The sequence below is a fragment of the Pseudomonas sp. NPDC007930 genome (genome assembly GCF_042958985.1).
In the GTDB taxonomy this organism is placed as follows: Bacteria; Pseudomonadota; Gammaproteobacteria; order Pseudomonadales; family Pseudomonadaceae; genus Aquipseudomonas.
Genome location: NZ_JBIBKC010000011.1, coordinates 18,229 through 29,878 on the forward strand (window position 1 = coordinate 18,229; position 11,650 = coordinate 29,878).

Genomic DNA, 11,650 nt, shown 5'->3' on the forward strand with positions numbered 1-11,650 from the left:
CGATGGGCCAGTCAGGTCATGCGCTAAGTAAAACCCTTTGAAGAAATAAGGGCCTTACACCCTCAATTTAGCGCTCTGATTGCTTAAGTGAACAACACTCCGGCTGTGCCGGGCGATGAGCCCTTGACTTCCCCCACATAACCCGTACCATCTGGTCCAACCACTGGACATCTAGTTGCCCTACCCCCATGAGCACTTTCGAACCTGTCACCGTGTCGCGCCTGTACCGGGTGATCGCCAACCAGATCAGCGAACGCATCGCCGCCGGTGATTTTCCGCCCGGCACCCGGCTGCCGTCGGAGCGTGAGCTGGCCGAGCAGTTGGCGGTCAGCCGTACCTCGGTGCGCGAGGCGCTGATCGCGCTGGAGATGGAAGGCCGGGTCGAAGTGCGGGTTGGCATCGGCGTCTATGTGCGCGACATTCCCCCAGGGGGCGCGCCGCAGTCGGGCCAGTTGTCGCCCACGGCAGACATCCAGGCCTCCGGCACTCACCCGGCGCACAAGGACGTCGGCGCCTTCGAGCTGCTGCAGGTGCAGTTGATGGTCGAGCCGGAAGCCGCGGCGATGGCCGCCAGCAACGCCAGCGAAGAACAAATGCGCGCCATCGAGGCCGCCGCCCGGGCCATGGAAGGCTCGCCCACGCCGCGGCTGCACAACCGGCTGTTTCACCTGGCCATCGGCGAGGCCACCGGCAACGCGGCGATGGCCCTGACCGTGCGGCACCTGTGGGACATCCACGACGAAAGCGTGATGTTCAACAAGCTCGAACAGCACATCGTCACCCGCACGGCGTGGGAACACGCCGAGCATGAACACAGCGATGTGGTCGAGGCGATTCTCTCGCGCGACCCCAGCGAGGCCAAACGGGCCATGCGTGAACACATCGTTGAAACCCGGCGCAGGCTGCGCCAGGATTTTCAAAACGAAGGACTGTAAAAAAAGTGCCACCATAGGCACGCCCTACGTTAAGAACGCTGGCCGTCACCGGCGTTTTTTTAACGCTCCAGTGGTCCAGCCACTGGACCTTTGCTTCATCCCCTGCCCTTTGCCACTAGCAATCGCTGAGCCAACCTTCGTGGCCCAGTGTCAGGAGCCTGTATGACGCAACGTTTTTCGATCCACGCCCGCCGCTGGGGAGCGGCCCTGGCGCTGTCTGGCGCGCTGCTGGGCACGGCCCACGCCGCCGGCACGCTGAACGCCATCGTGCAACCCGAGCCGCCGATCCTGGTGCTGGGCCTCAACGGCCAGGCACCGGTGCAGTACGTGGCCAGCAAAATCTACGAAGGCCTGCTCACCTATGGTGCAGACCTCAAGCCACAACCGGGCCTGGCCAAGGCCTGGAGCATTTCGCCCGACGGCCTGACCTACACCTTCACCCTGCAAGACAACGTGCAATGGCATGACGGCAAGCCGTTCAGCGCCGACGACGTGGTGTTCAGCGTCGACCAGTTCCTGCGCAAGGTGCACCCACGGGTGCGGCCGATCCTCAACAAGTACCTGGCCTCGGTCAGCGCCAGCGCGCCGAACACCGTGGTGTTCACCCTGAAGGAACCCTTCGCGCCGTTCATTTCGCTGTTTGGCACCGACAACATCGTGATCGTGCCCAAGCACCTCTACGAAGGCACCGACTTCGCCAGCGCCCCGGCCAACCAGCACCCGGTCGGCACCGGGCCGTTCATGTTCGAGAAGTGGGACCGTGGCTCGAGCATCATCCTGGTGAAGAACCCGCACTACTGGAAAGCCGGGCTGCCCAAGCTCGACAAGATCGTGTTCAACGTGATCCCGGACTCCGCCTCGCGCGCGGTGGCCTTCGAGAAGGGCGACGTGCAGGTGCTGCGCGGCGGCGACGTCGACTACGTCGACGTGAAACGCCTGGAGAAGATCGACGGCGTGGAAAAAACCACCCAGGGCACCGAGATGTACTCGACCCTCACCTCGCTGGTGATGAACGAGCGCAAGCCACCGTTCGATAACGTGAAGGTGCGCCAGGCGGTGATGCACGCGCTGAACCGCGACTTCATCGTCAAGAACATCTTCTTCGGCATCGGCAAGGTCGCCACCGGGCCGATTTCCTCGACCACCCAGTTCTACGACCCGAATGTGCCGGCCTATGCCTTCGACCTGAAAAAGGCCAAGGCGCTGATCGCCGAATCCGGGGTGGACGTCAGCCAGTACCCGGTGAAGATCCTCGACTACCCCTATGGCTCGGCCTGGAGCCGCCTGGCCGAATACACCCGCCAGTCGCTGCAGCAGTTGGGCTTCAAGGTCGACATCGAGGCCACCGACGCCGGCGGCTGGGCCCAGCGCGTGGCCAACTTCGACTTCGACCTGACCTTCCACTTCACCGACCAGTTCGGCGACCCGGCCATCGGCGTGTCGCGCCTGTTCGTCAGCAGCAACATCGTCAAGGGTTCGCCGTTCGTCAACAACGAGGGCTACAACAACCCCACGGTTGACGACCTGTTCGCCCGCGCCGCCTCCAGCATCGACCCGGCCCAGCGCCAGGCGTTGTACAGCCAAGTGCAGAAGGTGCTGGTCGATGAGGTGGCCAACGGTTACCTGTTCGAGAACCAGAACGTCACGCTGTACAAGCACAGCGTGAAGAACCTGATCACCTCGGGCGTGGGCACCAACTCGAACTTCGAGTCGGTCACCGTCGAGCCCTGAGTACCCGTGCCAGCCCCGGCGCGATAGGCCGGGGCTGCAGCCTTGAAGGTAAGCAACGTTGAAAACCTTTATCGATGTATTGGCAAAACTCGCCAAGGCGCTGGGCGTGGTCCTGGCGGTGGTGGTGGTGAACTTCTTTCTGATCCGCCTGGCCCCCGGCGACCCGGCCTCGATCATGGCCGGCGAAGCCGGCGCCAGCGACCCGACCTACGTGGCGCGGCTGCGTGAGCAGTTCGGCCTCGACCAACCCCTGCTGCTGCAGCTGTACACGTACATCAAGGGCGTGGTGCAGTTCGACTGGGGGTTCTCCTACCGGATGAAAGTGCCGGTGCTGGAGCTGATTCTCGACCGCCTGCCGGCGACCCTGCTGCTGATGGGCGCGGCCTTCGTCTTCTCGGTGCTGGCTGGCGTGCTGCTCGGCGTGCTGGCCGCCAAAACCCGTTACACCGGGCGCCGCCGCTGGCTCGACAGCCTGATCGTGGCCGGCGCGCTGGTGCTCTACGCCACACCGCTGTTCTGGTTGTCGCTGCTGGCGATCATTCTGTTCTCGGTGTACCTCGACTGGCTGCCGGCGTTCGGCATGCAAACCGTGGGGCTCGACCTGCACGGCTGGGCCTACCTGCGCGACGTGGGCCTGCACCTGGTGCTGCCGGCGCTGACCCTGGGCACCTTCTACATGGCCATGTACGTGCGCCTGACCCGCGGCTCTATGCTCGACGTGATGGGCATGGACTTCGTCAAGACCGCCCGCGCCAAGGGCGTGCCGGCCTCGCGGGTGATCCGCCGGCACGTGCTGCGCAACGCGCTGCTGCCGGTGGTGACCTTCTCGGGCATCCAGCTCGGGCAGATGGCCGGCGGCGCGGTGCTGACCGAAACCGTGTTCGGCTGGCCGGGCATCGGCCGGCTGATGTTCGACGCCCTCATGCAGCGTGACTACCAGTTGCTGCTCGGGGTATTCCTGGTCACCTCCGCGATGGTGGTGGTGTTCAACCTGCTCACCGACCTGGCCTACCGCCTGGTCGACCCGCGTATCCAGTTCCAGGGGGCCGGCCAATGAAAGCTTTTTGCCTGCGTTTTCTCAAGAACCGCGGTGCCGTCGCGGGCCTGCTGATGTTCCTGCTGGTGGTGCTGGTGGCCGCCACCGCGCCGCTGCTGTTCGACACCTCGCCGTGGATGATGGCCGGCCAACCGCTGCTCACGCCCTTCGAAGACCCAGCCTTCCCGCTCGGCACCGACATGCTCGGCCGCGACGTTGCCGCCGGCATGGCCTATGGCGCCCAGGTGTCGCTGCTGGTGAGCCTGGTCTCCACCGCCGTGGCGGTGCTGCTGGGCGTGGCCATCGGCGCGCTGGCCGGTTACCACGGCGGCTGGCTCGACGACCTGCTGATGCGCGTGACCGAGTTCTTCCAGACCATCCCACAACTGGCCATGGCGGTGGTGCTGGTGGCGATCTTCACGCCGTCGATCTACTCCATCGTCGGCGCCATCGCGCTGGTCTCGTGGCCGCCGGTGGCGCGGCTGGTGCGCAGCGAGTTTCTGTCCCTGCGCCAACGTGAATTCGTGCAGGCGGCGGTGGTGATCGGCCTGCGCCCGCTGCGGATCATCTTCACCCAGATCCTGCCCAACGCCATGGGCTCGATCATCATCACCGCCTCGCTGATGGTGGCCACAGCGATCCTCACCGAGTCGGCGCTGTCGTTCCTCGGCCTGGGCGACCGCAACATGATGAGCTGGGGCTTCATGATCGGCGCCGCGCGCACCCTGCTGCGCGAAGCCCCGTGGATGAGCATCCTGCCGGGGCTGGCCATCCTGCTCACGGTGCTGGCCATCAACCTGATCGGCGAGGGGCTGTCCGATGCCCTCAACCCCCAACTGCGCCGCCGCGGAGAATAAGCATGAGCGAGCAACCCTCCCCCCTGCTGAGCGTGCGTAACCTCAGCGTGCGCCTGCCCGGCAAGGCCGACCGCGCCTATGCGGTGCAGAACGTCTCGTTCGACCTGCAGCGTGGCGAAATCCTCTGCATCGTCGGCGAATCCGGCTCAGGCAAGTCGATCAGCGCCAACGCGATCATGGGCCTGTTGCCCGACTACCTGAAGCCCGAACAGGGCAGCATCCTCTTCGCTGGCCAAGACCTGCTGCAGGCCAGCGAAAGCAGCCTGCTGGCCCTGCGCGGGCGGCGCATCGGGATGATCTTCCAGGAGCCGATGTCGGCGCTGAACCCGACCATGAAGGTCGGCGCGCAAATCGCCGAAGTGATGGACACCCACAAGCTCTACCCCGGCGAACAGCGCCAACAGCGGGTGCTCGAGTTGCTGGAGCGGGTGGGCCTGCCCGACCCACCCAGCCTGCAGCACGCCTACCCGTTCCGGTTGTCTGGCGGGCAACGCCAGCGGGTGATGATCGCCATGGCGCTGGCGCTGGAGCCCGACATCCTGATCGCCGACGAGCCGACCACCGCGCTCGACGTCACCACCCAGGCGCAGATCCTTGCCCTGATCAAATCCTTGCAGGCGCGCATGGGCATGGGCGTGATGTTCATCACCCATGACTTCGGCGTGGTCGCCGACATCGCCGACCGCATCGCGGTGATGGAAAAGGGCCTGCTGGTGGAGCAAGGCAGCGCCGAGCAAGTGCTCGATGCGCCGCGCCACCCCTACACCCAGCGGTTGATTGCGGCGGTGCCCCAGGGCCGCGCCGAAGCCGCCGCGCTGGCCAGCCCGCAGCCGCTGCTGGAGGTGCGCGACCTGCGTAAAACCTACGCCAGCGCCAGCGGCTGGTTCAAACGCCAGGCGCGGGTGGTGCATGCGGTCGATGGCGTTAGCTTCAGCCTTGGCCGTGGCGAAACCCTGGGCATCGTCGGTGAGTCGGGCTCGGGCAAAAGCTCGATCGGCCGTTGCCTGCTCAAGCTGCAGGGCATCGACGGCGGGCAGATGCTGTTCAACGGCCAGGACATCGCGCCGTTGAGCCAGGCCGAGTTCCGCCCGCTGCGGCCGAAGATCCAGATGATCTTCCAGGACCCGTTCGCCTCGCTGAACCCGCGCCACACCGTAGGCCGCATCCTCACCGACGGGCCGATCGCCGCCGGCGTGGCGCCGGCCGAGGCACAGCGCAAGGCGCGTGAACTGTTGCGCCTGGTGGAGCTGCCCGAGGCGGCCATGGAGCGCTACCCGAACGAGTTTTCCGGCGGCCAGCGCCAGCGCGTGGGGATCGCCCGCGCCCTGGCGCTGGAGCCGGAGCTGATCGTTGCCGACGAGTCGGTGTCGGCGCTGGATGTTTCGGTGCAGGCGCAGGTGCTGCAACTGTTGCAGGGCATCCAGCAACGGCTCGGCGTGGCCATGGTGTTCATCACCCACGACCTGCGCGTGGCGGCGAAGATCTGCCACCGCATCGGCGTGATGCACCGCGGCCGGCTGGTGGAGTACGGCGAGCCGGGGCAAATCCTTGAGCACCCGCAACAGGCCTACACCCGCGAACTGCTCGCCGCCATGCCAGGCAAGGCCTGGGATGCGCGCCGCGAAGCCCTGGCGAACGCCGCTGACTAACCGCAGGTCCGGCCGCGCGGCCGGGCCCTTTTCGAGTACACCCAAGTGCCAACCGATATCTATGACTACGTAGTGGTGGGGGCCGGCGCGGCCGGCGCCATCCTCGCCAGCCGCCTGAGCGAAAACCCTTCGGTCACGGTGTGCCTGCTCGAAGCCGGCGAGCCAGACCGCTCGCCCTGGCTGCACATCCCGGCCGGCTTCATCAAGGTGATCAACAACCCACGCTGGACCTGGCAGTTCAGCGCCGAACCGAGCGAACACACCCAGGGCCGGCGCATCAACCTGCCCCAGGGCCGCACCCTCGGCGGCACCACCTCGATCAACGGCTTGATCTACAACCGTGGCCAGGCCGAGGACTACGACGACTGGGCCGCCGCCGGCAACCCCGGCTGGAGCTACGCAGAGGTGCTGCCGTATTTTCGCCGCAGCGAAGGCAACCTCGGCGCCGTCGACCCGCGCTACCACGGCAGCGACGGGCCGCTGGCGGTGTCGCCGCTGCAATGGCGGCACCCGGTGTGCGAGGCCTTTATCGAAGGCGCCAGCCACAGCGGCGTGCCGCGCAACCACGACTACAACGGCGAGCGCCAGGCCGGGGTGGGTTACTTCCAGCGCACCATCGGCAAACGCTGGCGCTCCAGCACCGCCCGCGCCTACCTGCGCCCGGCGCGCCAACGCGCCAACCTGGTGGTGCGCACCCAGGCCCAGGCCTGCCGGGTGCTGCTCGACCGCGGCCAGGCCACCGGCGTTGAGTACCTGTGCAAGGGCCAGCGCCACAGCGTGCTGGCGCGGCGCGAGGTGATCCTCAGCAGCGGCACCCTGAACACCCCGAAGCTGCTCGAGTTGTCTGGCATCGGCGCGCCGCAGCACCTGGCCAGCCTCGGCGTGCCATTGCAGCATGCCCTGCCCGGGGTGGGCGAGAACCTCGGCGACCACTACTCGGTACGGGTGGTGGCGAAGGTCAAGGGCTGCGCCACCATCAACGAGATTGCCCGTGGGCCGCGGCTGTGGCGCGAGGTGCTGCGCTGGCTGTTCAACCGCCCTAGCCTGCTGGCGGTAAGCCCGTCGATCGTGCACTGGTTCGCCTCCACTGACCCGGCCCAGGCGCGCCCTGACCTGCAAGGGGTGTTCACCCCGGCCAGCTACCGTGAAGGCGCCATCGGCCAGCTCGACAGCTTCCCCGGGATGACCGTGGGCGTGTGGCAGCACCGCCCCAACGGCCGCGGCAGCGTGCACGCGCAAAGCCTCGACCCGGCCCAGCCGCCGCGGATCGTCGGCGATTACCTGCGCGACAGCGAAGACCGCCGCGTGCTGCTCGCCGGCATCCGCCAGGCCCGCGCACTGCTGCGCACCCCGGCGCTGGCGGGGTTCTTCGACGGCGAGGTGCTGCCGGGCGACCAGGCCCAGAGCGACGCCGAGCTGCTGGCCTTCGCCAGCCGTTATGGCGGTTCCGCGCAGCACCTGGTCGGGACTTCTAAAATGGGCCCTGCCAGTGACCCGATGGCGGTGGTCGATGCCGAGCTGCGCGTGCATGGCCTGCGCGGCCTGCGCATCGCCGATGCCTCGGTGATCCCGCGTACGCCCTCGGCCAATACCTGTGCCGCCAGCATGATGATCGGCGAAAAAGCCGCCGACCTGATCCTCGGCAAGGCACCTTTGACGGAGCACCACCGCCATGCCTGACCGCTTGACCGACGACATCCGCCGCGCCGCCGAGCGCGCCGGCATCCCCCTGGCCGCCGAACGCCCGGCGCAGATCGCCGAGGCCGTCGCGGCGCGCCTGGAAGCCTTCGCGCCGCTGCGGGCGGAGCTGGAGCTGGACACCCCGGCCACCTTTGAGGCTGCCCTGTGGGCCTGCCGTTACGTGGAGTACCCGTGATGGACGCCACCCAAGCGCTGGACCTCGACCTGCTGCAGGTGCGCCCGCTGCTGCAGGCCGGCACCCTGTCAAGCCATGACCTCGCCGCCGCCGCGTTGCAGCGCGCCGAAGCCGTGCAGCCGCTGTGCAACGCCTTTATCGACCTGCAGCGCGAGGCCGCGCTGGCGGCGGCGCGCCAGGCCGACCGCGAGCCGAGCGCTGGCGCGCTCAGCGGCATCCCGATTGCCCTGAAAGACATGTTCTACCGCCGTGGCCAGGTCAGCACCTGCGGCTCGGCGCTGCGCCAACAGTGGCGGGCGAGCAGCACCGCCACCGTGGTGCAGCGCCTCGACGCCGCCGGCGCGGTGTGCCTGGGCACCCTCAACATGACCGAGTTCGCCTACGGCCCCACCGGGCAGAACGCCTTCTATGGCGATGCGCGCAACCCGTGGAACCCGCAGTGCATCAGCGGCGGGTCGTCGTCGGGCGCGGCGATCGCGGTGGCCACCCGCAGCGCCTTCGCCACCCTCGGCTCAGACACCGCCGGCTCGGTGCGCATGCCGGCGGCGCTGTGCGGCATCACCGGGCTGAAAACCACCTACGGGCTGGTGCCGCGCTCCGGCTGCATGCCGCTGTCGGCCAACCTCGATACCGTGGGCCCGCTGACCCGCAGCGTGCTCGACAACGCCCACCTGCTCGACCTGATCGCCGGCAACGACAACAGCGACCCGGCCTGCCTGCCGTTCGCCAGCCTGCCACGCGGCGGTTACCTGGCCGCGGCCCGCGCCGGCGCCGAGGGCGGCAGCCTGGCCGGGCTGCGCATCGGCCTGCCGCGGGGCTACTTCGACCGTGGCCTGGCACCTGTCATCGAGCGCTTGATCGAACAGGCCGCCGCGCAACTGGAGGCGGCCGGCGCGCAGTTGGTCACGGTGAAAATGCCCAACAGCCTCGACGGCCTCAACGCCGCCGCGGTGCTGCTGAACTGGGGCGATGTGCTCAGCCTGCACGGGCGCCACCTGCAAGACCCGAGCGCGCCGCTGAGTGCGCAAACTCGCGGGCGCATGGAAGTGGCGCTGGGCGCCAGCGCCCAGGACTACACCGATGCCCTGCGCTACCGCGGCCTGGCCGTGCAACGCTTCGCCGCCGAAGTGTTCGGCCGCTGCGACCTGCTGCTGGCGCCGGTGCTGGCCATGCACACCCCGGCGCTCAGCGAGGTCGACGTCAGCGGCGGCCCGGCGATGATGCGCACCCTCGATGAAATCACCCGGCTCACGCGCCCGGCCAACATGCTCGGCATTCCCGCCCTGGCCCTGCCCTGCGGCTTCACCCCGGCGGGCATGCCGGTGGGTTTGCAACTGATGGGCCGGCCGTTTTCCGAACGGCTGCTGTACCGCGTCGGCGCCGCCTACCAGGCCCGCACCGGCTGGCACCGGCATTCCCCCACCGCCGCGCTGCTGGCCAGCGCAGGCCACACAGGAGGCTAAACATGCACACCAGCACCGGTACCTTCGCCGCGGGCAACGTTGTATTGCAGTCTGGCTTGACCTTTCGCGACCTCAAGCTGGCCTACAAAACCTACGGCAGGCTGAACCCGCAGCGCGACAACGTGATCGTCTACCCCACCTCCTACGGCGCCCAGCACAGCGACCTGGAGCACCGCATCCAGCCCGGCGGCGCGCTCGACCCCGAGCGGTACTTCATCGTCATCCCCAACCTGTTCGGCAACGGCCTGTCGAGCTCACCGTCGAACACGCCGTGGCCGTACACCGGCGACCGCTACCCGCACATCACCTGCTATGACGCGGTGCAGGTGCAAAAACGCATGCTCGCCGAGCTGTGGGGGATCGACCAGGTGGCGCTGGTGTACGGCTATTCGATGGGCGCGATGCAGGCCTACCACTGGGCAGCGCTGTTCCCCAGCGCGGTGGCGCGGGTCGCCGTGCTCTGCGGCGCCGCCCGCTGCGCGCCGCACAACAGCGTGTTCATCCAGGGCGTAGAAGCCGCGCTGAAGGCCGACCCGCACTGGCAGGACGGCGCCTTCAACGCCACCCCGGTGCGCGGCCTGCGCGCGATGGGGCGCATCTACGCCGGCTGGGCGCTGTCGCAAACCTTCTACCGCGAAGAGCGCTGGCGCGAACTGGGCGCCAGCTCGCTGGAAGACTTCATGGTGACGAACTGGGAGGGGCACTTCTCCAAGCGCGACGCCCACGACCTGCTGGCGATGTTCTGGACCTGGCGCCACGCCGACATCAGCGCCAACACCCTGTACCACGGCGACCTGGCCGCCGCGCTGGGGGCGATCACGGCGCAGGTATTGCTGATGCCCGGCGACCACGACCTGTACTTCCAGGTGCAGGACAACGCCCTCGAACTGCCCCACCTGCGCCACGCCCGCCTGCAACCGATCCCGTCGATCTGGGGCCACCGCGCCGGTAACCCGGTGGCCAGCCTGCAACCCCAGGACCACGCCCTGATCGAGCAAGAGGTCAAGGCACTGCTGGCGCGCTGAGCGCCAAGAGCAAGCCCCGCGCAGCCTGGTTTGTCTTGCGCAGGCTGCGCGCCTTATGCCGCCCCCCGGGGCGGTTTTTTTTGTGTTGAGGGCCGCCATTTGCAGACTTTTCAGCGCCTAGCTTCGGATTCGTCCTACATACCTCACGCGGCTGGGTGAATACGCTTGCGCCTCAATGTTTGCAACGGGGGAGAAATCCCCCGAAGGGAGAAGGCAATGGCACAGCAGGCCGGTATCTCGGAATACACCGAAGCAGAATTCATTGAGTTGGTACGCGCCATCGGCCGCTGCACATCTGAACACGAACGGGATGAACGGCTGGATCAATGGCTGCGGCTGGCTCAGCATCCGGCGGGCACGGACCTGCTCTACTACCCCAGCGCAGGTGCCGATGATTCGCCTGAGGGCATCACTCAAACCGTGAAAGCGTGGCGGGCGGCGAATGGCCTTCCGGGCTTCAAGGCGGGTTGATTCAGGCTGGGCATTTGTTGGGTCGCAGGCCCCCTCGCCCGGCACAGCCGGCCTCCCACCAGACTTGTGTTAGTGCTTGATTTACAAGGCAACACAGAGCCCGTGGGAGGCCGGCTGTGCCGGGCGATGGGCCCTGAAGCTCATGCACAAAATCAGCAGAGCTCACAGATTGATCTCTTCCGTAAAGCCGTGAAATGGCTTAAGTGAACAGCATTACGGCACAGCCGGGTGAGGGGTGAGTCGCCAGGAAACGTCATGAGCTTGCAAGTGAAAACACAGATCGCTGAGTATACCGAAGCCGAATTCCTGAACTTACTCAAGGAGTTCTTCGAGGACACCAATGATCTGAGAGGGGCTGCTCTGGAAAAGTACCTCAGCCAGTTAGTGGACCACTTCGAAGCCATCACGGGTCACCCCAGCGGTTCAGACTTGATCTTCTACCCTGCCGACGGCGTGGATGACAGCCCGCAAGGGGTGCTGGAAGAGGTTAAACAGTGGCGGGCGGCGAATGGCCTTCCGGGCTTCAAGGTGGGTTGATTCAGGCTGGGCATTTGTTGGGTCGCAGGACCCCTCGCCCGGCACAGCCGTAATGCTGTTCACTTAAGCA

Annotated in this window: 11 protein-coding genes; all 11 read left to right on the top strand. The window is 67.0% G+C overall.

Annotation, left to right across the window (positions count from 1 at the left end; genetic code table 11):
* The first annotated feature begins 188 nt into the window (after positions 1 to 188).
* Positions 189 to 935 carry a GntR family transcriptional regulator gene (locus ACFZCE_RS20030; protein WP_390942211.1) on the top strand — a complete coding sequence of 249 codons (747 nt, stop codon included), beginning with the start codon at positions 189 to 191 and terminating at the stop codon, positions 933 to 935.
* A 162-nt stretch (positions 936 to 1,097) separates the two neighbouring features.
* Complete coding sequence (locus ACFZCE_RS20035) at positions 1,098 to 2,666, top strand: ABC transporter substrate-binding protein (RefSeq protein ID WP_390942213.1); 1,569 nt, start codon at positions 1,098 to 1,100, stop codon at positions 2,664 to 2,666.
* 58 nt (positions 2,667 to 2,724) lie between these two features.
* Positions 2,725 to 3,723, top strand: a complete 999-nt coding sequence (locus ACFZCE_RS20040; RefSeq protein ID WP_390942214.1) for an ABC transporter permease subunit — start codon at positions 2,725 to 2,727, stop codon at positions 3,721 to 3,723.
* Positions 3,720 to 4,559: an ABC transporter permease subunit gene (locus tag ACFZCE_RS20045; RefSeq protein ID WP_390942216.1), complete on the top strand. Its 840-nt coding sequence runs from the start codon at positions 3,720 to 3,722 to the stop codon at positions 4,557 to 4,559. Before ACFZCE_RS20040 ends, ACFZCE_RS20045 begins: the two co-directional genes overlap by 4 nt.
* A gap of 2 nt (positions 4,560 to 4,561) precedes the next feature.
* Entirely contained in the window at positions 4,562 to 6,208 is a 1,647-nt protein-coding gene (locus ACFZCE_RS20050) for a dipeptide ABC transporter ATP-binding protein (protein WP_390942218.1), read from the top strand.
* A gap of 45 nt (positions 6,209 to 6,253) precedes the next feature.
* Complete coding sequence (locus ACFZCE_RS20055) at positions 6,254 to 7,888, top strand: GMC family oxidoreductase N-terminal domain-containing protein (protein WP_390942220.1); 1,635 nt, start codon at positions 6,254 to 6,256, stop codon at positions 7,886 to 7,888.
* On the top strand, positions 7,881 to 8,084 hold the full coding sequence (locus tag ACFZCE_RS20060; protein WP_390942221.1) for a hypothetical protein: 204 nt from the start codon (positions 7,881 to 7,883) through the stop codon (positions 8,082 to 8,084). The genes ACFZCE_RS20055 and ACFZCE_RS20060 overlap by 8 nt, the downstream gene beginning before the upstream one ends.
* On the top strand, positions 8,084 to 9,547 hold the full coding sequence (locus ACFZCE_RS20065; protein WP_390942223.1) for an amidase family protein: 1,464 nt from the start codon (positions 8,084 to 8,086) through the stop codon (positions 9,545 to 9,547). Before ACFZCE_RS20060 ends, ACFZCE_RS20065 begins: the two co-directional genes overlap by 1 nt.
* Before the next feature lie 2 nt (positions 9,548 to 9,549).
* Complete coding sequence (locus ACFZCE_RS20070) at positions 9,550 to 10,572, top strand: alpha/beta fold hydrolase (protein ID WP_390942225.1); 1,023 nt, start codon at positions 9,550 to 9,552, stop codon at positions 10,570 to 10,572.
* 216 nt (positions 10,573 to 10,788) lie between these two features.
* Entirely contained in the window at positions 10,789 to 11,043 is a 255-nt protein-coding gene (locus ACFZCE_RS20075; protein WP_390942227.1) for a bacteriocin immunity protein, read from the top strand.
* 255 nt (positions 11,044 to 11,298) lie between these two features.
* Entirely contained in the window at positions 11,299 to 11,580 is a 282-nt protein-coding gene (locus ACFZCE_RS20080; RefSeq protein WP_390942229.1) for a bacteriocin immunity protein, read from the top strand.
* Positions 11,581 to 11,650: the final 70 nt, after the last annotated feature.

Bases quoted from the DNA above. Each gene is read 5' to 3' on its own strand.
- ACFZCE_RS20035 (WP_390942213.1), top strand. From the start codon at position 1,098: ATGACGCAACGTTTTTCGATCCACGCCCGCCGCTGGGGAGCGGCCCTG.
- ACFZCE_RS20060 (WP_390942221.1), top strand. From the start codon at position 7,881: ATGCCTGACCGCTTGACCGACGACATCCGCCGCGCCGCCGAGCGCGCC.
- ACFZCE_RS20070 (WP_390942225.1), top strand. From the start codon at position 9,550: ATGCACACCAGCACCGGTACCTTCGCCGCGGGCAACGTTGTATTGCAG.
- ACFZCE_RS20030 (WP_390942211.1), top strand. From the start codon at position 189: ATGAGCACTTTCGAACCTGTCACCGTGTCGCGCCTGTACCGGGTGATC.
- ACFZCE_RS20080 (WP_390942229.1), top strand. From the start codon at position 11,299: ATGAGCTTGCAAGTGAAAACACAGATCGCTGAGTATACCGAAGCCGAA.
- ACFZCE_RS20050 (WP_390942218.1), top strand. From the start codon at position 4,562: ATGAGCGAGCAACCCTCCCCCCTGCTGAGCGTGCGTAACCTCAGCGTG.
- ACFZCE_RS20045 (WP_390942216.1), top strand. From the start codon at position 3,720: ATGAAAGCTTTTTGCCTGCGTTTTCTCAAGAACCGCGGTGCCGTCGCG.
- ACFZCE_RS20065 (WP_390942223.1), top strand. From the start codon at position 8,084: ATGGACGCCACCCAAGCGCTGGACCTCGACCTGCTGCAGGTGCGCCCG.
- ACFZCE_RS20075 (WP_390942227.1), top strand. From the start codon at position 10,789: ATGGCACAGCAGGCCGGTATCTCGGAATACACCGAAGCAGAATTCATT.